Below are 22,034 nucleotides of genomic sequence, written 5' to 3'. Positions count from 1 at the left end.
GGACATCATGGAAAGCCGCAAGCCGTATCTCGCCACCCTGCCCGGACTCATCCTGGGCTGCCTCGTTTGCTGCGCACTCTGGGGATCGGCTTTTCCCTGCATCAAGATCGGCTACGCACTCTTTGGTATCCCAGCGCACGATAGCGCCTCGCAGCTGCTCTTTGCAGGATTGCGCTTCACGCTTGCCGGTGCCCTGGTCATCGTCGGCATGAGCGCGGCCCAACGCCGCCCGCTCGTTCCGCAGGTGCGCGATATCAAGCCCATCTTTGTCTTGTCGCTCTTCCAGACTATCGGGCAGTACTTCTTTTTCTACCTGGGACTCTCGCGCGCCAGCGCCATGTCGAGCTCCATCATCGAGGCCAGCGCTAACTTCTTGGCGATTCTCTTTGCCGCTCTGGCGTTTCGCACCGAAAAGCTCGATGCGGCCAAGGTGCTCGGCTGCGTGCTGGGCTTTGCCGGTGTCGCACTCGTCAACCTTTCGGGCGCGGACGGAACCTTTGGCTTTACGCTCGACGGCGAGGGCTTTATCCTGGCCTCCACCGTCGCAGGTGCCCTTTCGACCTGCCTGATCGGTATCTTCTCGCGCGAGCACGACGGCGTCTTGCTTGCCGGGTGGCAGTTCTTGGTCGGCGGCCTGGTCCTCACCGCCATCGGCTTTTTGATGGGTGGTGCGCTCTCCCCCACCGCGATCGCCCCCGCCATCGCGCTCATTATCTATATGGCGCTTATCTCCGCGGTCGCCTACTCGCTGTGGTCGCGCCTGCTTGCCGTCAATCCCGTCAGCCGCGTCTCGGTCTTTGGGTTTATGAACCCGGTCTTCGGCGTGCTGCTGAGTGCGCTGCTGCTCGGCGAGGGCGCCGGCACGAGCCCCGTTACCGTCATCGTTGCCCTGCTGTTGGTCTGCGGCGGCATCATCATCGTCAACAAACCTAAAAAGGCCTAGTAGGCCACCCCGTTCCGAGAAAAAGACGAGGCGCATCTTCGACAGTCGCTACTAATCCCGCCAACACAAAGGGGGCGCACGACCATCGCAACGGTCGTGCGCCCCCTTTTTCTAGCGTATCTGGACGCCGACTTTCTTCTTCTCGCCCTTGACGCGATAGAGCTCCGCATCGGCAGCACGAAGCAAATCCTGCCAGGTATCGATCCCATCGCCAACCCGCGCGTAACCGATAGACATCTGCAACAGATACGGCACCTCGGCACGAGCGAGTTCGTCGTTGATCGCCGTGCACAGGTCTATGATGTCCCGTTCCGTCGCTGCCTTTTGGAGCACCACGAACTCATCGCCGCCATAGCGCGCGATAAAGCCGCCGGACATCGAACAGACGTCCTTGAGCGCCTTCGAAACAACCTGAAGGGCATGGTCGCCCTCGACATGTCCATAGTGGTCGTTAATCTGCTTAAAGCCGTCAGCATCCATCATCAGCAGATACACATCATCGGCCTGGTCAGCACCCGAGAACAGCGACAGCATATAGGTCTCAAAACGGTTACGGTTGTTGAGTCCAGTCAACGGGTCAGTCGAGATCAGCTGCTCCTGGTAGACGATATAGAGCAGCAAAATACTGATCATTATGCCGACGCAAAGGCCGGGCACCGAAAATACGACCTGAAAGGTACCGCCCACCAGAGCGGGGACCGCGAAAAAGGCGAGGGTGCGATAAATGGCCTTCTTTTGCAGGCTTTCGACTTTTCGAGCCTGAACAAAGGCATGCAAGGACGTATATATGACGTAGCAGTAGCTAACGATAGGCTGAATCATATAAGCTGCACCGCGACGATATACGCCTTGCGCATCGATATAGAAAAGAGTGTGTGTCCAGTAGCTGGTAAATGCCAGGGCGACCACTACCGCCGTAGGCAATGCCACGAGTGCCATCCTGTAGCGCGTGGCCAGGAATCGCGAGCCCTGCATCGTCTCGGAATAGAAGAACCAAATGAGGCACGCGATGGCGAACAGCGAAAACGAGACCGCGTTGGAAATCCAGTTGGCTGTAATGCCCACAGGAGTGCTCACGCCGTCCGAGAGCGTCCAAATCATATCGAAGAAAATGTAGGCGGCAGACGTGTAGCCCAGCATGCTGAACAAAAGCTGCTGGGTGCTCGAGAACAAGGAGCGGCGACTTCGCGCGGCAAGCCCGATAAGAATAATCATGCACAGCATAAATATCTCGATCTTGAGTGCCTTAACCACCAGGCTCCATCCCCTCTATATCCAAGTGGCCAAAATCGCCCGAGACACACTCGGACAGCAAACACCCCTTACTCCCAGGGGTAAAGGGAATAATAGCAGAGCGTCCGAATGACACTGAATAACAGATGCCGTTCGGACGCTCAGATGGCGTGAATTGCACGCGCCGTTTCATTGACTCGAAGAGACGATTACTCGCCGTCGATATCGGTCGCGACGGCCTCCTCGATAGCCTCGACGCCGGCAACCGACAGGTCCTCCTTGCCCTGGCAGAACTTCTTGTCGACCCAGCCGGTCAGGATCGGGGCCAGGATCGCCGTGATGATAACGGCAGTGGCGATCTGGGCGTACGCGGTGGGCGCAAGCTCGGCATAGCGCGGAGCGACCTCGGCGAGAGCGACCGGGGTGGTCATGGCCGTACCGGCGATGGTGGAGCAGGCAACGGCAGCCTTGCCGTTGCCGCCGCACAGGCGCTCAAAGGCAAAGGTGATGGGACCGACGATAAAGAGCGTGATGAGGCCCAGCAGGATGCCCGAGATGCCGCCAGTGATGAAACTCGACAGGCTCATGGACGCACCGAGCTGAAAACCGATGACGGCGATCGCGGGATTGGCGCCGGGGACCAGCAGGTTCTTGATGAACGGGAACAGGTTGCCCAAAACCATGCCGATAACGAGCGGCAGGATGGAGCCGATGATGGTGCCCAGCGGGATATTCGCGAGACCCGAGACACCGAGGATGATCATCGTGACGGCAGGACCGGCCGTAAAGAACAGAATGCCCACGGCGCCCTGCTCGGACTCATCGCCGAACTCGCCCATAATGCCCGTATAGAGCGCCATGTTGCAGAACGTGATGCCGCCGATGATGGATACGGAGCTCAGGCCCAGGAAGTTATCGTTAAAGAAATACGCCACGCCCAAGCCGAGAGCCGCCGCGACGACAAGCTTGGGAATCAACACGACGATACCGGTCTTGATGGCGCCCGGCGTGGACTTAAAGCTGATGCCGGCGCCCACGAAGAGCAGAATCGCGGCGACGATGGTGTTGGAGCCGCCACGGCAGGCAGCCGTAAAGAAGCCGCCGATCTCAAAGACCTGCGGACAGAAGGTGTTGAGCAAAAGGCCGACGATCATGGGATAGATCATGATGTCGCCCGGGATACGCGGGACCTTGAATTTCTTTTGCTCGTTGGCGGTTGCTTCCTGTGCCATGAAACCCCCATTTCCGCTGACGGGGAACAAAAGCCCACGTCATGCTTTGCTACAGTAAAGTCTGACCATGGTACCAGAAGAAGCAGACCAGCTCGATGAGAAATTCGATTCGGGGCGGCAATGGCAAAAGAGACGCTGGCCCCTATATGAGGCTCAAAACGATATACAGCACAACGCCCGAGACGCAGCACCACAGCATCGACTTTGTCTTAATCGCCACCACCACGACGCCGGCAGCGGCGACCCAGGGAACCAGGGCGGGCCACAGCCCCGCATCGAACGCACCGGGGCTTACCAAGTCGTTGGCGACCAGCGCGGCGAAGGCAGCGGGCGGAATGTAGCCCAGGGCCTCGGTAACGCGGGGCGGCAGGGTCCGTCCGCGCAGGGCGAACGCTGGCGCGATGCGAAAGAATGCGATGGCTGCCCACGACGACAGCCACAGAATCAAAAACTCGTTAACGGGCATCGCGAGCACCCCTTCCGTCGAATACGGCATCGCACACAAGCTCGATGACAACGCCGACCACGACGCTTGCCGGCACGGCAATATTCGTAAGGCCCAAGAACTTGAACATGGCGACGGACACCGCGCCCGAAACCGCCGCGACGACATTGCCGCGCGACAGGCGCTGCGAAAAGAGTAGGCAGATGAAGAGCGACGTGCAGACAAAGCCTGCGATAGCGGTAGGAACATCGACGGCGGCACCGGCGACGGCGCCCACCGTGCACGCGACGCCCCATGTCGCGATGAGGATCGCGTTGAGCGCAAAGGCCTCTTTTGGACCCCAGTCATCGCTCTCGACCAATTTGGCCAACGAGATGCCGTAGGCCTCCTCGGTAAGCGTCGCCGTAACCGCCAGCGTCTGGCGTTTCGAAGCCCCGGCAAGATGGGGCGCAAGCGATGCCGAGTAGAGCGCAAAGCGAGAGGAGATGGCGGCGACGCTTGCGACGATCGATGCCGCCGGCACGCCCGCCAGCCACAGGTTGCAGATCATAAACTGACCGCTGCCCGTCACAAACGTGGTACTCAGGGCAAAGACCATCCAGGGCTCCATCCCCGTCTGCGCCATAATCATTCCGCACGGCGCGCCTATCGCAACATAGGTAAGCATCACCGGCCAGACAGTTTTAACGATTTTGAGCACCATAACGTTCCTTATCCCGACAAGGCATCCGAGCCGCATGTAACGATGCGGCAGAATTATCGTCCGACGGCAACCGAGTTCACCTACAATTGCCACCGGATCGAAAGACACAACTTTTTAGGAAGTCATTATGACAGCTATCGATCGAACGCGGGCAGCCAGGGCCTTCAAGACCTATACCGATGCCTACGATGCCACCAATCCGCGCATCGCACTCAAAATCGAGCACACGTACCACGTTGCCAGAGTATGCGATGCCGTGGCGCGCGAGCAGAACTGGTCGACAGAGGATATTGACCTGGCGTGGCTTTGCGGCTTGCTGCACGATATGGGCCGCTTTGAGCAGCTGCGACGCTGGGACACCTTTAAAGATGCCGAGAGCATGAGCCATGCAGCGTTGGGCGTCGAGGTCCTCTTTGGCGAGAATCCCGCCGATGCACCAGCCGCAACGAGCATCCGCAATTTTATTGAGGCCGACGAGAACGACGAGCTCATTCGCGCGAGCATTGCCTATCACAGCGATTTCCGCCTACCCGAGGAGCTCGACGAGCGCACGCGGCGCTTCTGCGATATCGTGCGCGACGGCGATAAGGTCGACATTATGCGCACCATCGCCGACAGCACCGTCGATACTATCCTCAAGGTGGACGAGAAGACGTTTCTCGCCAGCCATTTCTCATCGCCGACACTCACCGCCTTTGACGAGCACCGCTGCGTTGCACGCGATGAGCGCAACGAACCTGCAGACTTCCTGGTAGGGCTCATCTGCTTTATGTTTGAACTTGTCTATCCCGCAAGTCGCGCGCTGGCGTGCGAGCAGGGCGATATCTACCGCCTGCTCGACGCACCCTTTGGCATTACGCGGCCTTTCGCCGATCCCACCACACAGACGGCCTGGGAGCGCCTAAAGGACGAGATGCGCGACTGGCTGGCGCGTGCCTAGCGCTCAAGCTGGGCCAGCAGCTCCTCGACGACCTCGACGGCGTCGCCGACGACCTTATACTGGGCGGCGCCAAAGATGGGGGCGTCCGGGTCCTCATTGATGGCGATAATGCACTCCGCCCCGCCGATGCCGGCGAGATGCTGGATGGCACCCGAGACACCGATGCTCACGAGGAGCTTGGGCGAGACCGACACGCCCGTCTGGCCGATCTGGTGGCGATACTCCAGCCAGCCCGCCTCCACCACGGGGCGCGTGCAGCCGAGCTCGGCACCGAGGGCTTCGGCAAGCTTTCTCATCAACGGCAGATTTTTCTTGGAGCCGATACCGCGGCCCACCACAACCAGACGCTCGGCATCGGCGATCGAGGCCTGCTGTCCCCACTCCTCGGCAGGGATTGAGATCTCGACACGAGCCTTGGCGTCTTCCGCAAGCGCTACTTGGGTAATCGTGCCGGAGCGGCCGTAGTCAAAGTCGGGCGCCTTAAAGATGCCGGGACGCACCGTTGCCATCTGGGGACGGTGATTGGGGCAGATGATGGTGGCCATCAGGTTGCCGCCAAACGCCGGGCGCGTCTGCTGCAACAAACCCGTCTCCGTATCCATCGAGAGCACGGTGCAGTCGGCCGTAAGGCCCGTCTGCAAGCGGACGGCAACGCCAGGCGCCAGCTCGCGACCAAAGGCGGTCGCGCCGTAGAGGATGGCCTCGGGTTTGCGCTCGGCCACCAAATCGCAGATCAAGCGGGCGTAGACCTCCGCGTCGTTTTGGCGCAGGCGCTCGTCACGACAGACCATAACTTCGTCTGCACCGGCACAGACCAGATGCTCCAGCTCCCCAAGTGAGCTCTCGGGACCCATGCCGACCAGCGCCACCAGACGGCAGCCACGGGCATTGGCAAGCTCGCATCCCTTGCCCATGAGCTCATAGGCCACAGGGGCTACGGTGTCATGCTCGTCAGTCTGCACAAATACCCAAATGTCTTGGTATGCGTCGAGATCGACTGCGTCAGTGGCCTCATCGCGTTCAATCGAGATAGCGCTGACCGGACAGGCGTCGACGCAGCCGCCGCACAGGATGCAGCCGTCGGTTACGCGGGCGCAGCGGTTTGGCCGCTCACCCTCCACCACAATACCGCCCGAGGCGCAGGCACGAACGCAGCGACCGCAGCCGATGCAGGCTTCGCTATCGATAACCAGTCCGCTCATCTATGCCATCCCCTCGATAATCTTGGCAAGCTTTGCCGCCTGCTCGGTCGGTTTGCCCTCAACGGCTTCACACGTTTGATCGCGGTCGGGCACAAATGAGCGCACGACCTGCGTCGGCGAGCCGGCAAGACCGCAGCGCGCAGGGTCGGCATGCACGTCGGCAGCGTTGACCACGCGCACGTCAGCCTCCTCAGCCGCACGAATACCGGCGATGCTCGGCATGCGCAGCTGGCCGATCTCCTTAGCGGTCGTCATCGCACACGGCATCTCAAGATAGACCGTCTCTTCGCCGGCATCGCATCCGTGAACGAGCGCCAGCGAACCGCACGTCGTAAAGCCCGCGCTCTGCACGCAGCTCACATCGGTCACGCAGGGAATCTCGAAGGCGCCGGCAAGCTCGGGACCAATCTGGGCCGTATCGCCGTCCACCGCCATCTTGCCGCAGATAAGCAGGTCGAAGTCCTCGTCGAGTGCCTCGATACCGCATTTGAGGGCATACGTGGTCGCCAAGGTATCGGCACCTGCAAAGGCGCGATCGGTTAGCAGCAGCGCGTCGTCGGCGCCACGGGCGATGCAGTCGCGCAGCAGCGCTTCGGTCGCGGGAATACCCATCGACACCACCGTCACGCGCACATCCATGCCAAAGCCGATAAAGTCGTCCTTGAGCGCCAGCGCGCACTCCAGGGCGCTCGCATCAAAGGGATTGATGACCGCCTGCTTGCCGTCGCGCACAATGGTATTGGTCTTGGGGTCCATCTTGACCTCGGTGCTACCCGGCACCGCCTTGACGCACACCACCATATGGAAATCACTCATCTTCACGCGCCCCCTTTCTGGACGAGTTCATCCAAGAGCTTCTCCGAAAACAGGTTGCCGCGACCCAGCTGCCCGGCAGGATCGAGCTGGAGCTTGAGCCGTGCCGATTCGACCATAGCCTCGTGGCCGTACATCGTCTCAAGAAAGCCCGCCTTGATCTTGCCGACGCCGTGCTCGGCGGAGACGGCACCGCCCATAGCCGTAACTTCAGAGGCCCACTGGGCAAACAACTCGACGCCGCGGCGGTAATCCTGCGCATCGCGCGGCAGAATGTTCACATGCAGGTGGTTGTTACCAATGTGTCCCCAAGCGGCAGACTCGAGCCCGCTTTCGGCCAACGTGCGTCGATAGAGGGCGATGACATCGGCCAAGCGTGCGTTGGGCACCGACATGTCCGAGCCCAGCTTGGTGATAGTGGGGTCGGTGCGGCGGCGCTCGTCGATAAGCATATTGACGCTCTCGGGCACCGCATGGCGGAAGAATCGCTGGCATTCGCGATCGACCTCGGTACGCGCGACCCACGTCGCATCGTCGCGGCCACCTGCAAGCTCCAGCACCCAACCCAAGTGATACAGCTCCTCGGTCGCTTGGGCCTCGTCGTCGCAGTCGAGCTCCACGTAGACGCAGACCTTGGCCTCTTTGTCGAGCGCCGGCAGTGAAGAAAACGCCGTCGACTGCTCGCGCTGGCGGCGTAGGATATCCAAAGCCCCAGCATCAAAATACTCGATGGCGGCCGCATGGGACAGGACGGGGCGCACGGAATCGGTGAAGGACACGGCCTTGTCTTCGCTATCGAAGAAGCAACTGACGCCCCAAACGACCGCAGGCGCCGCCTGCAGGGCAATCTCGAGCTCCGTGATGACGCCGAGCGTGCCGCAGGCGCCGATAAAGAGGTCGATGGCATCCATGTCGTCCGCGACGAAATAGCCCGAAGCGTTTTTGGTCTCGGGCATGATATAGCCGGGAAGATCGAGCTCGAGCGCGCGGCCTTCCGCTGTCGCAAGTGACAGGTGGCGACCCCGGGCAAAAACCTCGCCGCGCTGAAGCTCGACCAGGTCGCCATCGGTCAGCGCGACGTGAAGACCCGTGATGTGGGGGCGCATGGGACCGTAAGCGTAGCTACGGGCGCCAGAGGCGTTGCATGCCGCCATACCGCCCAAGCAGGCAGATGCCTCGGTGGGATCGGTGGGAAAGAACTGCTCGGGGGCTTCTTGAAATTCCTCGTAAGCCTTAAGCGAAGCCTGGTCCCAGCCTGCGGTCGGGAGCATCTTCTTGCCCAGCTGCTTGCGCAGCTCGGACAGCACGACGCCGGGCTCAACACGCAAGAGAAAGTGGCCCTCGTCATCGCGGCGAAGGCCAAGGTAGCGATTCATACGGGAGGTATTGAGGATGTGGCCGCCATGGGGCACGGCGCCGGCGGCAAGACCGGTCCGGGCGCCCTGAACCGTTACCGAGACACGCTCGGCATGGAGCTGCCGCAGGATGGCGCAAGCCTCGCCTTCCGATGTTGGAAACGAAATGCTCGAGGCCTCGCCCGACGAGCGAGACTCGTCGCGACCGTATTCCTCGAACTCATCGGTGAAGGGTTTGATGGTTGCAGACATGCAGAACTCCCCTTTAGCTAACTACAGTGTTTGCAGGGAGATGTTACCGCATCGTTTCGTTGACGTGTTCGAGACCGTCTCCATAATTGAGGATTTTTACGTTCGCGCAATTCGGCGAGCGGCTTGATTTCCTCGGCAGACGATGCTTTTGACACATATGGCCCCGCCGTCGCCGACCGCGCGATTGTCGCTTGAAAAAAGTTGGAGTATTTTTTGCCGCCTTTTACCTGCGGAGACACCAATCCGTCAAGCATTTGGTCAGCAATTGGTCAAGTAGTGGCTGATACCGTCGGCATCAACAGCCAAAACCGACAGAAGTTTTGGCCCCAGAAGCAGGGAGGTTCCCATGGCATATTACTGGCCCCAGTACGGCATCGCCATCGAAGTCGACGACGATCCCCATCTCCTGCCTTTCGACGAAGAGGCATTCCCCGATACGACGGTCTACCACGTTACCACCGATGTGATCTGCGACCCCGAGTCGTTCTCGGCGCTCGCCCACCGCATCGCGCATATCCACGACATCGAGCTCCCTCCCGACTTCGACGAGCTTGTCTACTCACGCCGCCTGATGCTTCACATGCTCTTTGGAGCGAACCCGTCCACCTTTGCGCGCATCTATACCGCCAAGGATGCCGCATGAGCGCGAAGAAGCCACCCCACTTTGCAGGCCTGGGTCGTCGCAAGAAGCTCATCGTTGCCTGCTTGGCCATCGTCTGTGCCCTTGTCGCCGTAGGACTATACGCTTGGCAGTCGCAGCCCGTACCCGAGGCGGGCGCTTCGGTTACGACGGCCGAGGGCAAAACGCGTCAGGAAATCCAAGATGAGCTCGACGCCATCGTCCGCGACAACATGATGACGATCTCGGTCGCACCAGTCGCCCAGCTACAAAAAGGCGGCAAGCTGCGCGTCAACGTGCAAAACGTCCAGGACAACAAGTTTCCCCAGCGTTTCCGCGTGATCCAAAACGACGAGACCATCTATGAATCGGGCGTGGTCGAGACCGGCAAGACAATCGAAACGTGCCCCGCCGGCGACATCAAAGAAGGCGAGGCGTACATCGAGATCCAGGCACTCGATGCCAAGACCCTCGACAGCCACGGCAATCCGACACGTGTCAAGGTGCGGGTTGAGCAAGCCGAGAACTAGCTTTTCCGGCCGACGCGGCACCGCACGCAATTCACCAGCATTCGTCCAATCATCGCGGGGACGGCCCGCGGCGAATAGAAAGGAACGACCATGGACATCACCAGGAACATGAACGGAGCCAGAGCGCTCGTCGTGGGCGCAGGGCTCGCGCTCGCGCTCGCAATGGGCGCCGCCCCGACGCCAGCTATGGCAGCCGGGCGCGTTGGAACCACGAAAGTAATGGTCAGGACCGAGATCGACAACGTTGAGTTCAAAGTTCCGACGGTTATTCCCTTCGTCGCCAAGGCCGACGGCACGCTCCAGGGCCCCTCAGAAGACGCGACCACCATCGATAATCATTCGGCCTACGGCATCCATGTCACCAACATGAAGATCGACGCCATGAACACCTGGACCATTGCTGCCGACGCCAAGGCCGGAACCGCGCAGAACTCCATCGACTTTAAGGTCGGCCCCGACGGCGCACTCCAGAACGCCAGCGCCGCAATGCAGGGGACGGGCCTCGATCTTTCCAAGAACGCAGCCTTCGACATGAGCTACCAGGGCATTGCCGGCGGCAAGGACAAAATTAAGCTCAAGACAAGCGGAAACGTCGCCCGCGTCACGCGCGACATCTTCCGCGTAACCGGCGAAGGCGATCAGGTTGCAACGATCACCTGGACGGTCGAGCCCGGTGCGCACACGGCATAAGGCCGTCGCCCTGGCCGCCGCCGTCAGCATCCTAGCGTTTGGCCCAGCCATGGCCTTTGCCCAGCAAGAACAGGCGCAGGCCGCCACGCAAGTGACGGTCGACCTCTCGGGGCTCGACCGCGGCAACCGCGAGGAACCATTGGCGCAGACAGGCGATGGACGATGGCTCTTGGCAGCAGGCGCCACAGCAGCAGGCGCGGGAACCGCCAGCCTCGGCCTGCACATCAAACGCAGCCAGAAACAAAACACGGACAGGCCGCACTAAATTAGCTAAGGAGACCCCATGGCATCGAAGAACCTTTTGCCCGTCGTCGCACTCTGCGGCGCGCTCGCAACCGGAACGCCTGTCGCCGCTTGGGCGACTCCCGTCATGGCAGACTCCTTACCAGCAGCCCTAAGCTCCGCATCAAATCCGTCGAGCGCCATTGCGTGCAAGCGTTTTTCGATCGCACAGGCTGCAATCTCAACCTCGGGATGCCTTCGTCGTAATACGGACGGTTCGATAGTCGTGGATATCAATCGTTCGAACAAGGCAAACGGCTCCCAGGCGGGGTACGCCGTCTGCACGTGGCGCTCGGTTGTGCTCGACGCAGATGGCGATCCATGCAATTTAGAGCTGCACATCGACATCGCTTCGATCGATGACTCGGCGAACGGAGCGAAGGTCGCCTTCGACGGTGCGTTTTTCGAGAAAGGAGGCGGTATATGTCTGGGCTGCGCCGCCGCGAATGCAGACGACACGCAGCCCACCCTCTCATTCACGGCATCGTTGCGGTTGACCAAAGCCGACACCGATGCCATCGCGGCGGGAGAAGCGTCCCTGCTGTTCTACGCCGTCAGCACCAAAGACACAGACGCTCATTTCGAGAAGCCAGCCGGATCACTCAGCCTTACACGAGGGATAGAGGCAGGCCCTATTGAAATCGATGCCCACGCGCAAAGCAGGCAACGCATTCTTGCCGACCCGGCGCTTCTCGAAATGGAGTGGAACGGATCAGGAGCCATCGGAATTATCCCCTCCGCGCTTGACGCCAAGACGCTCCCCTCAAACGACGAACCCATCAACGCAACCATACAAGAAGAGAACGCGGACAAAGAAGCAGGTGCGGGCGACACGCCGTCGCCGACAAACAGCGTCCCAGCTTCTTTCGAAGCACCGAATGAGCCCGCTAACGATCCAAACGATCCCGAGCTCGCAGACAGTCTGGGGCTTGCTGATCCTCAAGAGATCGATGAAGGTAACTGCTGCGTGCTTGCCGCGCTCGACCACACAGAGGTCATCGACGCTGCGAACATCGAAGTTGCCGCCGCCAATCAGCCCGTCCGCAAGTCGGCCATCATCGCATTTCCTGAATCCATCGAAGTCGTCTTTTTGCCATCGGGCGAGGTCGTGGCCCCAACACTGCTCACCTTGTTGGGCGCCAAGAATACTCGAAACGAAATTAAAAAGGTCACGGTTGTCGACCCTGCAACCACCGCCAAGCTGCGTCTATACGCCGTTGCTCCAGACGGAGGCAAGACCTTGGAATTCGATGGTGACACACTCCTAGCCTGGCGACATCTGGACATTATGCAAGACGTCTCGTATCAGATCGAACTCGAAGGGTTTGATCGTGCCCGCGATGCCAATATCATCGCCGCGGCTATTGAATCCCCACAGCGGCTTATGACACTGCGCTTTGACTACTATCCCTATGTCCCGACAACCACCTGAGGCTTAAATGCTGCGCATCATTCCTAACACCACTTATATAACGTATTAGATGAGTCGCGATGTGCCTCGCATTTCGTTCTGCTACGATTGCCACGTTGGCATCAATACAGGAGGGCTCATGCCGGGCTTGGGAACAATCATCAACGTTGTGCTTTTAGTTGCGGGCGGTCTTTTGGGATTAGCGGGCGGCCGCTTCATTACACCGCGCATCCAAGACACGCTCATGAAAGCATCGGGGCTGTGCGTCCTGTTTATCGGCCTTGGCGGCACCATGCAAAAGATGCTCATCATCGATGGAAAGGCGCTGGCGACCACCGGTACCACCATGCTCATTGTCTCGTTCGCCCTCGGCTCGCTCATCGGCGAGGCCATCAACTTGGAGGCCGCCATTGAAAACCTTGGCGAATGGCTCAAGCGCAAAACCGGCAGCGAGGGCGATAACGAGTTCACCAACGCTTTCGTCTCGACTTCACTCACCGTGTGTATCGGCGCCATGGCCATTGTGGGATCGATCCAGGACGGTCTGCTCGGTGACTGGTCAACGCTTGCCCTGAAAGGCGCATTGGACTGCATCATCGTCTGCACCATGACGGCGTCGCTTGGCCGCGGCTGCATTTTCTCCGCCCTGCCCGTCGCCGTGTTCCAGGGGACGATCACGCTGTTTGCCGGCGCGCTCTCCCCCATCATGACCGCCGCCGCCCTCGACAGCCTATCGCTCGTGGGCTCTATGCTCATCTTCTGCGTCGGAGTCAACCTCATCCGTCCTCAGACCTTCCGCACGGCCAATATGCTCCCCTCCGTTGTCATAGCCGTCATCTATGCCCTCCTGTTCTAAATCTATCAACGCAGCGGTATCTCGAACACCTGTTTGATGCTGTGCTATGATATGAGGTCACCGTAGCTGCGTTCGAGAGGAGGAGCGGTGGCCGACCAGGACATCAAGATGCTCATCGAGCGCATTATGGCCGAGGCCCGGACCCATCAGTCTGCTCGCTTCTCAAACGAAGTCTATGCTGACGAGCCAATTCTCAAAACCGGTCGTCAGATGCAGAACTTCCTTCCCGACCAATACCGCAAGATGCGCGAGATATCGCGCTGGCAGGATGACCCCAAAGGCGGCGCGGGTCGCTGGCTTTCGGAAGCCGAGCTTTTCTACCGCCAAGGCCTGCTGATGGCCGACTTTGAGGACGACTGCCCCTACAACGGTACGTTCAAGTCGTACTTTCCCACCTATAACGCCATGAGCGATCGGCAGTTGCGTGGCTATTTTACCTGGCGTGCACAAGTGCGCCGCGGAACCGTCGAGGAAACGTCTACGTCCTTTGCCTTCCTGTATCTCTATGAGCTGATCTGTGGCATTGGCGTAGATGACCCACTCGATGGTTTTAACAAAATCAAGGCCTTTTGGGATGCCTACCGCGCCTTCGAGCCCGGCATCGACCGGTTTGCACGCGTGTGGCTGCAGGACTACGCCGTGTTCCACGGACTCGACCCCAAGCTGCTTCGCGACTCTAAAACCGTCATGTTCGACAACGCCCTCATCGAGCTGCGCCGCGCGGCTCGAGACCTTGCACCTACACCGACGCCGTCGGCCCAAGTCCCCAAGCGTCGCAAAACCTCCGAGCCCACGCTCCCCCTTCCGCCCGACGAGGCAGGCGAGGAGCGACTCATGACCGCTATAAACGCCCTCTCCACGTACAACCTGAATAACTCACGGCTCGACCGTTCCCACCATCGCGACCTGCGCCACGTGGCATGCGCCGTGTATGTCCGTATGGCGCGCTACTATGACACGCACCGAAAGACCGGCATCGTAGCGAGCTTGTTTGGGGAGGAGACGGCCATGCCCTACACCATGTTTGCCTCGGCCGTGTTCTTTGCGCCCGAGCGCCACGAGGACTGCGAATATCGCCTGGACCCCATTCACATCTACCGCTGCCAAAATGGCTTTTGGGAATGCATGCGCATCCACGGCAGCAGACAAAAAAGCAGCAAGCTCGGTGAGATGATGCGCGCCTGCGACCAACGCCTGCGCCTGGCCCTAGACCCCACCCATCCCCTGAAGGAGGAGAAGGTCCCCAAATATCTGGCCAAGATCATCGATGACGAGATCGTGGCATGGCTTTCGTGGGACGCCGCGCACCAGCCCGTCAAGATCGATATCGATTTGAGTCAGCTAGGGCACATTCGGAGCGCCGCCGCGCAAACGCGTGAAGCGCTTTTGATTGATGAGGAGCGCGAGGATGATGTGCTCGCAGAGGTCGATACGGCGGGTTCCGAGCAGCCGAAAGCCGAGCCCGCAGCAGACGCGTTTGTCGAGCTGGTCGCGGCACCCATTCGGCAGGACGAGGCCGACGAGCCGACCATATCCACCGAACAGTTTGGTGTCGTGGCGCCGCTGCTCGCACCGACGCCAGCGGTCGTATCGACTGCACCCGCTGGCACCGCAACCGCACTCGATCCCGCCGCAGACGCCTATCTTCGAGCACTACTCGAGCAAAACGCAGCGCAGACGGCATCGGCGGTGGAGAGGTCGGGACAGAGTGAGGACATGCTCGTCGATACCATCAACGAGGCGCTCTTTGACCTGGTGGGTGACACCGTAATTGAATTTGGCGCAGCAGGACCGCACATTATCGAGGACTACGAAGCAGACGTGAGAGGATACCTAGACCATGAGTGATAACGCATCCGCAGCACCCCGCGTGCCCAAGCGCGTCGCTGCCGTCATTCTCAACTCGCTCAAGGGCGGCGTGGTCCCGCGCATCGGCCTTCCCTATATCACCGTAGGACGCGAGGTCGAGATCCGCGCCCTGCTCACCGACCTGAGTCTCATCGCCGGCGGCGGCGCAAGCTTCCGCTTTCTGGTCGGTCGCTACGGAGCCGGCAAGAGCTTTTTGCTCCAGACCATCCGCACGCACGCCATGGGCGAGGGATTCGTCGTGGCCGATGCCGACCTATCCCCTGAGCGCCGCCTGCAGGGCGGCCAGGGACAGGGCCTTGCCACCTACCGTGAGCTCATCCGCAACATATCGACTAAAACGCGCCCCGAGGGCGGTGCGCTCAACCTTATCCTGGATCGCTGGGTCGCCTCGTGTGCCGATGCCGATGAGTCTGCCGTCAATGCCCAACTGGCCCCGCTCGAGGAAATGGTCCACGGCTTCGACTTCGCCCGCATGCTCCGCCGCTACCGCGCGGCAGTATCCGAGGGCGACGAAGAAGCCATGAGCCGCGTGACCAAATGGATTCGCGGCGAGTACCGCACCAAGAGTGAGGCACGCGCCGAGCTGGGCTCCTCGACCATCATCAGTGATGACGACTGGTACGACTACGTTAAGCTCATTGCGCGCTTTTTGGTCTGCAGCGGCTACAAGGGCATGCTGGTGCTCATCGACGAGCTCGTGAATCTGTACAAGATTCCCAACGCGATCACTCGCCAATACAACTACGAGAAGATCTTGACCATGTACAACGACACGCTCCAGGGCAAAGCGCAGTACCTGGGCATAATCATGGGCGGCACGCCAACCTCCATCGAAGACCGCCGCCGCGGCGTGTTCTCCTACGAAGCCCTGCGCAGCCGACTCGCTCAGGGCCGCTTTGCGCGCGAGGACCTTAAGGACATGCTCGCGCCCATCATCCGCCTGCAGCCACTCACCTATGAGGAACTGCTGGTGCTCATCGAAAAACTCATGCAAATCCATGCCGGCTACTTTGGCTGGACACCCACGCTTACCGAGAACGACTTGGTGGGCTTTCTCAAGATTGAGTTTGGCCGCGTGGGAGCCGATACGCACTTAACGCCGCGTGAGGTCATCCGTGACTTTATCGAGCTGCTCGATATCCTGTGTCAGAACCCCGATGCAAATGTGGCGGAGCTGCTGCAAAGCGTCGGCGGCGACGCGCTGGCGCCGGCAGCCGCAACAGGCGACACCGGCGCTGCAGACGGTGACCGCAACTTCGCCGAATTCACCATCTAACCTGCCAAAACGGGACAGGTTTATTTTGGCAGGTTTTATCTGGGCAAACGTTGAAGCAGCAATGCAGCAAGCCGTTGCCAGCCGCGTTGAGAGATTCGTTTTTGAGAGGAGGCCCCGTGAACGCCTTTGACAGATATGCTCCGTTTATCCAAGACTTCATCTACTCCCACGATTGGGAGAGTCTGCGCTCTATCCAGGTTGCAGCGGCAGACGCCATCTTTAACACGCAAGATAATGTGCTCCTGACGGCATCCACGGCTTCCGGCAAAACCGAGGCAGCCTTCTTTCCCATCCTGACCGAGTTTTGGGAGAACCCGCCCGCAAGCGTGGGCGCCCTCTACATCGGCCCCCTCAAGGCGCTCATCAATGATCAGTTCGTCCGTCTCAACGACCTCTGCGAAGAAGCCGACCTCCCTGTCTGGCACTGGCATGGCGATGTCTCGCAGTCGCACAAGGCTAAGCTCATCAAAAAACCGAGCGGCATCTTGCAGATTACGCCCGAGTCACTCGAAGCGCTCTTAATCCATAAGCACATGGCGATTCCGCGCATGTTTTGCGACCTGCGCTACGTGGTCATCGACGAGGTCCATTCGCTCATGCGCGGCGACCGTGGCGGGCAGACGCTCTGCCTTATCGAGCGGCTCTCGCGCATGGCCGGCGTGCAGCCTCGACGCATCGGCCTTTCTGCCACCATCGGCGACCCCGAGCGCACGGGCGCTTTTCTCTCACAGGGAACGGGGCGCGACTGTGTTATCCCCCGCTTTGAAGAACCGCGCCGCGTGTGGCGCATCTCCATGGAGCACTTCTACAACTCGGGTCCCCAGGCACAGCAGCGGGGATTCGAGAGCACGGGTCCTCAAGAGGCCGAAGTGCTTGCGTGCGAGCGTATCGAGGCGGCGGCATCCGCGGCACTGCCCGCCGGCGCCCAAGACATGCGTCACAGCGGACAGCTCACACAAGAGGAGCGCCGTCAACGTCGTGAGCGGGCACGGAGCAAGGCCGCTCCCAAGGACCGCCAAGCTTCCTCGGCCCCCGAGGGCGAAGTCGACATCCCACGAGCGACCGAGCAGGCGCTTCTCAACCCCACCGACACGGCGCCCGACAACGCCGACCCCGGTATGGGCTATATCTTTGAACATACGCGCGGCCGTAAGTGCCTGGTCTTTGCCAACTCGCGCGAGGAGGCAGAGGCCGTGTGCTCCATGCTGCGCAGCCACTGCGAAAGTCGACACGAGCCCGACCGTTTTCTCATCCACCATGGCAATCTTTCGGCATCGCTACGCGAGACGGCCGAAGAACTCATGCGCGATGAAGAGCAGGCACAGACAACCGTCACCACCTCTACGCTGGAGCTCGGTATCGATATCGGCCGTCTGGAGCGTGCGTTTCAGATCGATGCGCCGTTTACCGTCAGTTCCTTTTTGCAGCGAATGGGCCGCACGGGACGCCGCGACCTTCCGCCCGAGATGTGGTTTGTCATGCGCGAGGAAGAGCCCGAGCCGCGCACGATGATGCCCGAAACCATTCCTTGGAAGCTCCTGCAGGGCATCGCGCTCGTACAACTCTATCGCGAGGAAAAATGGGTCGAGCCGCCTGAGCTCGATCGACTCCCCTACAGTCTGCTCTATCACCAGACCATGTCGACCCTCGCCAGCACCGGAGAGCTCACGCCGGCCGAACTTGCCCAGCGCGTGCTCACACTGAGCTATTTCCATCGTATCTCGGCCGATGACTATCGCGTGCTGCTGCGTCACCTCATTAAGATCGACCATATCCAGGTCACCGAAGGCGGCGGGCTCATCGTGGGTCTCGCGGGCGAGCGCATCATCAACAACTTTAAGTTCTACGCCGTGTTCCAGGAAAACGAGGAGTTCACCGTTCGTAGCGAGTCGGCCGAATTGGGCACGATCGTCAACCCGCCACCGCCCGGTGAGCGCATCGCCATCGCCGGACACTGCTGGATTGTCGAGGAAGTGGACTGGAAGCGCCACACCGTCTTTGCCACGCAGGTCAAGGGTCGTGTGCCAGCCTACTTTGGCGACTGCCCCGGTGACATCAATACACACGTACTCGAGCGCATGCGCAAGACGCTCAACGAGCACGCGACATATCCGTACCTCATGGGTAACGCACGGGCTCGCTTGGCACAAGCTCGTCATACCGCCGAGATTTCGGGCGCGGGAACTAAGCCGCTCATCAACCTGGGTGGCGACACCTGGGTGCTCTTCCCCTGGTTAGGCAGCTACGCCTTCCTAGCACTCGAGCGCATGCTTAAAATCAAATGCGCCGCTGAGTTGGGCCTTCGCGGACTCGACCCGTCACGCCCGTACTTTATGCAGTTTAAGATGAAGGCCGACGAGGAGACGTTCTTTGAAGTGCTCGCCGCCGAAGCCGAGAAAGACTTCGACCCCATCGACCTCGTCTATCCCGGCGAGGTGCCTTACTTTGATCGGTACGACGAATTCGTTCCAGAAGAGCTCGTGCGCAAAGGCTTTGCCGAAGGCGTGCTCGACATCGAAGGCATGAAGCAGCGCGTTCTCGGCTGGCGCGACCACGCCTAAGACCAGTCTTTTTGGGACGGGGAGACTTACTTGTCGTGAAGGACGGTGCCGAGGAAGTCGGCGTCGAAGGGCACGGCTTCGGCAAAGGCGTAGTCACCGTCGCTGGCAATGAGCAGGTAGTTCTCCTCGCCGCCGAACTCCGCATCGCCACATGGGACCACCCAGGCGTGGGCGAATACCTCGAGCGCCGTGGCAGCGCAGTCGCGCAGGAACGTCACGTCGCTCCCCTCGTTTGCGCTCACGATATTGGCCGCGTAGATACCCCCGGGGTTCAGGCTGCCTCGCACCAAACGCAACGCCTCAACCGTCGCCAGCTCGCGCACGGGCTCGGCACCGCCAAAGCAATCGCTCACGACCACGTCGTAGCGACGATGGCCCACGCTCGTCACACCCAGATACGAGCGAGCCTCAGCGATTATCACCCGCAGGCGATCGCCCGCCGCGCGCTCCAGCTCATCCAGGTAAAACCAACGGCGCGCCAGGCGCGTAATCTCTCCGTCATACTCGATGACGTCCATGCGCAAGCCCTCGTGCGACATCAGGGCGAACTTAGGATAAGCAAACCCGCCACCGCCCAGCATAAGCATGCGGTCGATACCGTGACCACAAGCGTCACGCATCGCATCCTCGGACTCAAACACGTCGTCAAACGCACGATAGTACGCAAAGACGGGCTCCGCCCAACGCTCGCCAACGTAGCTTGCGCTTTGGTAGACGCCGCCCTGCACGAGCACGCGAATCTCATCGCCGCCCTCGTCGTGCACGCGCTTCACACGCGCCAACCCATTGCGGGTTCGCGCAACCTGCAGACAGGCAGCACGAACAGCGACAGCGGCCGCACCAAGCGCCGCGGCTCCCAGGGCAACGCCGGCAACGACACCGGCAGGAACACTCGGCTTGTTCATCTAGAGCTCCTTTTGCAGATAAAGGTCATGGTCATAAAATCCAAGATGGCGATAGTACTCGCGTGTGCCAATCGCGCTGATCACGTTGATGCGCGCATAACCCGCATCCCGGGCAATCTCGCACGCACGCTCTACGAGCAAACGCCCCAACCCGTGATGCTGCGCCGCCTGGCCTTGATCCCCCACGCGTGCCGCCATGCCATACACGTGTACCTCGCGAATCATCGCCTCGTCCGGCGTCGTCGGCAACTCGTCCGCATGCGCGGCAACAAACGAATGGTCGGGCAGCGACAACCGCAAAAAGCCCGCAATCTTGCCCTGCGGCGTCACCCACTGCAAAAAGCGCTCGTAAGTCACCGGCGTCTCGTACGCCACTTCCTCATCAAGAGATAGCTCATCCAAGTCGGCGCCCGCCGTGCTGATCTCGCGATAGCGAATCTCACGCACTGTCGCACCGTCACCCCGAGCAGCCAGGCGGTTCTCAACGAGCTGGCGCAGGTTGGGCTTCTTGTTGCCCACCATGATGTCATCGGAACTAAAGTCGCGGATCATGCGACTAATGCGGCAGAACGCCGGCGTCACCACGATGTCGTCGGCCAATACATCGAGCAGCTCTTCCTCGGTATAGGGACGCCACTCGCCGCGCTCATAGCAGCCCACCAGACGTGAACCCTCGATGAGCGCGCACGGGTAGACCTTGACCTCGTCGGGCATAAAGGCGCCCTCGGTCATAAAGCGCTCGTAGTCACGCTTGTCCCCCTCAGGCGTAGCACCCAACAAGTTGAGCATAAAGTGCGCGTGGATCTTAAAGCCAAACAGGCGCGCGAGCGAAAACGCCCGCTCGATCTGAGCCACCGAAATGCGGCGCTCGTTGATATCGAGCAGGTGCTGGTCAAGGCTTTGGATGCCCATCTGTATCTTGGTGCAGCCCAGGCGGCGGATGAGCGTGAGGGCCTGCGGCGTTACAGCATCGGGGCGCGTCTCGATAACGAGCCCCACCACGCGATGCTTCGCCGTCTCGTTGATGCGCTGCTGACGCTCGAGCTCCTCCATCGTTGCCGTCTGCCACTCGGTGACCTCGCCCCACGGCGTACCGGGGCCGTACAGACGACGCACCGCACGGTTATAGCCGCCCACGGCAGCATCCACACGCCCCTGCTCGTCGGCAACGCCGGCAGCAAGCTCGACCTCGTCTGTCGCAATGCCGGCGGCCCGATAGCGCTCGCGACGCTCTGCTACCACCGGCGGCAGGGCATCGGCGGGAGCGTCATCGAGCAGGCGCCCGGCCTCAGCACGACTGATACCCGGGCGCGCCAGCATGGGATTAGCCGCCACGCCCGCCACCGCATCATCATTGAGCGCACGGAAGAGCTCCGACATAAACCATGCCTGATACCCTTGCGGATAGTCGCTCCAGGTACCGCCGAGCACGATGAGCTCAATTTTGTCGGTCGCATGCCCCATCTGCGAAAGCGCGGTCAAACGAGCACTCACCTGCAGATACGGGTCAAAGCAGTTTTGCTCTGCACGGGCACACGCCGGCTCGGCATGTAAATAGCTTTTGGGCATGCGCAGGTCGTTAGGACAAAACAGGCAATCGCCCGAACAGGGCCACGGCTTGGTGATGACGGTAATGGTTGCCACGCCCGAAGCCGTGCGACGAGGCTTCATACGCAGCACCTGCAGCAGTTGACGTTCCAGCTCGGCATCGACATTCCACCCAGCCCAACGAGCCGGCTCCTCACGTTTAACCCGCTGGTAGAACGGCAGCAGACGGCGCTTGGCCAAATCGCGTTTGTCGGCACCCTCACGGCGCGCCTCGGCATGTATCAGTTTGACGAGCACCTTGTCGTCCACGGTCTCGCCGCGACGCAGAGCCTCGAGTATGTTCAAGATAATCTGTTCCATGCCCCCATT

Annotated in this window: 20 protein-coding genes; 11 read left to right on the top strand and 9 right to left on the bottom strand. The window is 60.6% G+C overall.

Annotated features, from left to right (window positions below):
* The first annotated feature begins 7 nt into the window (after positions 1-7).
* The gene (locus tag OIL88_04490) at positions 8-943 is read left to right on the top strand and encodes a DMT family transporter (protein ID HJI71631.1); all 936 of its coding nucleotides are present in this window, start codon (positions 8-10) and stop codon (positions 941-943) included.
* Between the two features lie 111 nt (positions 944-1,054).
* On the opposite strand, the gene OIL88_04485 is transcribed toward OIL88_04490, so the two are convergent.
* The 4 genes from OIL88_04485 to OIL88_04470 all read right to left on the bottom strand — a co-directional run bounded on the left by OIL88_04485 (position 1,055) and on the right by OIL88_04470 (position 4,556).
* Positions 1,055-2,197: a diguanylate cyclase gene (locus OIL88_04485; GenBank protein ID HJI71630.1), complete on the bottom strand. Its 1,143-nt coding sequence runs from the start codon at positions 2,195-2,197 to the stop codon at positions 1,055-1,057.
* Between the two features lie 188 nt (positions 2,198-2,385).
* Positions 2,386-3,408, bottom strand: coding sequence for a 2-keto-3-deoxygluconate permease (locus OIL88_04480; protein HJI71629.1), 1,023 nt, complete (start codon positions 3,406-3,408; stop codon positions 2,386-2,388).
* Positions 3,409-3,550: 142 nt separating this feature from the next.
* Positions 3,551-3,874: an AzlD domain-containing protein gene (locus OIL88_04475; protein HJI71628.1), complete on the bottom strand. Its 324-nt coding sequence runs from the start codon at positions 3,872-3,874 to the stop codon at positions 3,551-3,553.
* Positions 3,864-4,556: an AzlC family ABC transporter permease gene (locus tag OIL88_04470; protein HJI71627.1), complete on the bottom strand. Its 693-nt coding sequence runs from the start codon at positions 4,554-4,556 to the stop codon at positions 3,864-3,866. Before OIL88_04470 ends, OIL88_04475 begins: the two co-directional genes overlap by 11 nt.
* A 127-nt stretch (positions 4,557-4,683) precedes the next feature.
* Between OIL88_04470 and OIL88_04465 the strand changes: the two genes are divergently transcribed.
* On the top strand, positions 4,684-5,496 hold the full coding sequence (locus tag OIL88_04465; GenBank protein ID HJI71626.1) for an HD domain-containing protein: 813 nt from the start codon (positions 4,684-4,686) through the stop codon (positions 5,494-5,496).
* Here the strand turns inward: OIL88_04465 and OIL88_04460 are convergent.
* The 3 genes from OIL88_04460 to OIL88_04450 are packed head-to-tail and all read right to left on the bottom strand — an operon-like array spanning position 5,493 to position 9,118.
* Entirely contained in the window at positions 5,493-6,698 is a 1,206-nt protein-coding gene (locus OIL88_04460; protein ID HJI71625.1) for an electron transfer flavoprotein subunit alpha, read from the bottom strand. The two genes, OIL88_04465 and OIL88_04460, sit on opposite strands and share 4 nt — an antisense overlap.
* Positions 6,699-7,514 carry an electron transfer flavoprotein subunit beta/FixA family protein gene (locus OIL88_04455; GenBank protein ID HJI71624.1) on the bottom strand — a complete coding sequence of 272 codons (816 nt, stop codon included), beginning with the start codon at positions 7,512-7,514 and terminating at the stop codon, positions 6,699-6,701.
* 2 nt (positions 7,515-7,516) lie between these two features.
* A complete protein-coding gene (locus OIL88_04450) occupies positions 7,517-9,118 on the bottom strand; it encodes an FAD-binding oxidoreductase (protein ID HJI71623.1) in 1,602 nt (533 codons plus the stop codon).
* Between the two features lie 346 nt (positions 9,119-9,464).
* Here OIL88_04450 and OIL88_04445 point away from each other — a divergent pair, with 346 nt between their 5' ends.
* The 9 genes from OIL88_04445 (at position 9,465) to OIL88_04405 (ending at position 19,212) form a co-directional block, all read left to right on the top strand.
* Positions 9,465-9,761 carry a hypothetical protein gene (locus OIL88_04445; protein HJI71622.1) on the top strand — a complete coding sequence of 99 codons (297 nt, stop codon included), beginning with the start codon at positions 9,465-9,467 and terminating at the stop codon, positions 9,759-9,761.
* Positions 9,758-10,267 carry a hypothetical protein gene (locus tag OIL88_04440; GenBank protein ID HJI71621.1) on the top strand — a complete coding sequence of 170 codons (510 nt, stop codon included), beginning with the start codon at positions 9,758-9,760 and terminating at the stop codon, positions 10,265-10,267. Before OIL88_04445 ends, OIL88_04440 begins: the two co-directional genes overlap by 4 nt.
* Before the next feature lie 90 nt (positions 10,268-10,357).
* Positions 10,358-10,957: a hypothetical protein gene (locus OIL88_04435; GenBank protein ID HJI71620.1), complete on the top strand. Its 600-nt coding sequence runs from the start codon at positions 10,358-10,360 to the stop codon at positions 10,955-10,957.
* Between the two features lie 49 nt (positions 10,958-11,006).
* On the top strand, positions 11,007-11,222 hold the full coding sequence (locus tag OIL88_04430; protein HJI71619.1) for a hypothetical protein: 216 nt from the start codon (positions 11,007-11,009) through the stop codon (positions 11,220-11,222).
* An 18-nt stretch (positions 11,223-11,240) separates the two neighbouring features.
* Positions 11,241-12,671, top strand: coding sequence for a hypothetical protein (locus OIL88_04425; protein ID HJI71618.1), 1,431 nt, complete (start codon positions 11,241-11,243; stop codon positions 12,669-12,671).
* Positions 12,672-12,789: 118 nt separating this feature from the next.
* On the top strand, positions 12,790-13,506 hold the full coding sequence (locus OIL88_04420; protein HJI71617.1) for a DUF554 domain-containing protein: 717 nt from the start codon (positions 12,790-12,792) through the stop codon (positions 13,504-13,506).
* Between the two features lie 87 nt (positions 13,507-13,593).
* Positions 13,594-15,354 carry a TerB N-terminal domain-containing protein gene (locus tag OIL88_04415; GenBank protein HJI71616.1) on the top strand — a complete coding sequence of 587 codons (1,761 nt, stop codon included), beginning with the start codon at positions 13,594-13,596 and terminating at the stop codon, positions 15,352-15,354.
* A complete protein-coding gene (locus OIL88_04410) occupies positions 15,347-16,651 on the top strand; it encodes an ATP-binding protein (GenBank protein HJI71615.1) in 1,305 nt (434 codons plus the stop codon). Before OIL88_04415 ends, OIL88_04410 begins: the two co-directional genes overlap by 8 nt.
* A gap of 116 nt (positions 16,652-16,767) precedes the next feature.
* Complete coding sequence (locus OIL88_04405) at positions 16,768-19,212, top strand: DEAD/DEAH box helicase (GenBank protein ID HJI71614.1); 2,445 nt, start codon at positions 16,768-16,770, stop codon at positions 19,210-19,212.
* A 26-nt stretch (positions 19,213-19,238) separates the two neighbouring features.
* On the opposite strand, the gene OIL88_04400 is transcribed toward OIL88_04405, so the two are convergent.
* Positions 19,239-20,117: a fused MFS/spermidine synthase gene (locus tag OIL88_04400; GenBank protein ID HJI71613.1), complete on the bottom strand. Its 879-nt coding sequence runs from the start codon at positions 20,115-20,117 to the stop codon at positions 19,239-19,241.
* Positions 20,118-22,025 (bottom strand): tRNA uridine(34) 5-carboxymethylaminomethyl modification radical SAM/GNAT enzyme Elp3, encoded by a 1,908-nt coding sequence (locus OIL88_04395; GenBank protein HJI71612.1) that lies wholly within the window; start codon positions 22,023-22,025, stop codon positions 20,118-20,120. It lies immediately after the preceding gene.
* Positions 22,026-22,034: the final 9 nt, after the last annotated feature.

Source organism: Coriobacteriaceae bacterium (assembly GCA_025992855.1).
Taxonomy (GTDB): Bacteria; Actinomycetota; Coriobacteriia; order Coriobacteriales; family Coriobacteriaceae; genus Collinsella.
The sequence above is the reverse complement of the archived record's forward strand: the minus strand, read 5'-3'. Positions and strand labels throughout refer to the sequence as shown.

Excerpts from the sequence above, each read along its gene's own strand:
- OIL88_04475 (HJI71628.1), bottom strand. The coding sequence starts at position 3,874 with ATGCCCGTTAACGAGTTTTTGATTCTGTGGCTGTCGTCGTGGGCAGCC.
- OIL88_04400 (HJI71613.1), bottom strand. The coding sequence starts at position 20,117 with ATGAACAAGCCGAGTGTTCCTGCCGGTGTCGTTGCCGGCGTTGCCCTG.
- OIL88_04465 (HJI71626.1), top strand. The coding sequence starts at position 4,684 with ATGACAGCTATCGATCGAACGCGGGCAGCCAGGGCCTTCAAGACCTAT.
- OIL88_04455 (HJI71624.1), bottom strand. The coding sequence starts at position 7,514 with ATGAGTGATTTCCATATGGTGGTGTGCGTCAAGGCGGTGCCGGGTAGC.
- OIL88_04410 (HJI71615.1), top strand. The coding sequence starts at position 15,347 with ATGAGTGATAACGCATCCGCAGCACCCCGCGTGCCCAAGCGCGTCGCT.
- OIL88_04430 (HJI71619.1), top strand. The coding sequence starts at position 11,007 with ATGGCCTTTGCCCAGCAAGAACAGGCGCAGGCCGCCACGCAAGTGACG.
- OIL88_04435 (HJI71620.1), top strand. The coding sequence starts at position 10,358 with ATGGACATCACCAGGAACATGAACGGAGCCAGAGCGCTCGTCGTGGGC.
- OIL88_04480 (HJI71629.1), bottom strand. The coding sequence starts at position 3,408 with ATGGCACAGGAAGCAACCGCCAACGAGCAAAAGAAATTCAAGGTCCCG.
- OIL88_04395 (HJI71612.1), bottom strand. The coding sequence starts at position 22,025 with ATGGAACAGATTATCTTGAACATACTCGAGGCTCTGCGTCGCGGCGAG.
- OIL88_04420 (HJI71617.1), top strand. The coding sequence starts at position 12,790 with ATGCCGGGCTTGGGAACAATCATCAACGTTGTGCTTTTAGTTGCGGGC.
- OIL88_04470 (HJI71627.1), bottom strand. The coding sequence starts at position 4,556 with ATGGTGCTCAAAATCGTTAAAACTGTCTGGCCGGTGATGCTTACCTAT.
- OIL88_04425 (HJI71618.1), top strand. The coding sequence starts at position 11,241 with ATGGCATCGAAGAACCTTTTGCCCGTCGTCGCACTCTGCGGCGCGCTC.
- OIL88_04490 (HJI71631.1), top strand. The coding sequence starts at position 8 with ATGGAAAGCCGCAAGCCGTATCTCGCCACCCTGCCCGGACTCATCCTG.
- OIL88_04450 (HJI71623.1), bottom strand. The coding sequence starts at position 9,118 with ATGTCTGCAACCATCAAACCCTTCACCGATGAGTTCGAGGAATACGGT.
- OIL88_04445 (HJI71622.1), top strand. The coding sequence starts at position 9,465 with ATGGCATATTACTGGCCCCAGTACGGCATCGCCATCGAAGTCGACGAC.
- OIL88_04440 (HJI71621.1), top strand. The coding sequence starts at position 9,758 with ATGAGCGCGAAGAAGCCACCCCACTTTGCAGGCCTGGGTCGTCGCAAG.
- OIL88_04460 (HJI71625.1), bottom strand. The coding sequence starts at position 6,698 with ATGAGCGGACTGGTTATCGATAGCGAAGCCTGCATCGGCTGCGGTCGC.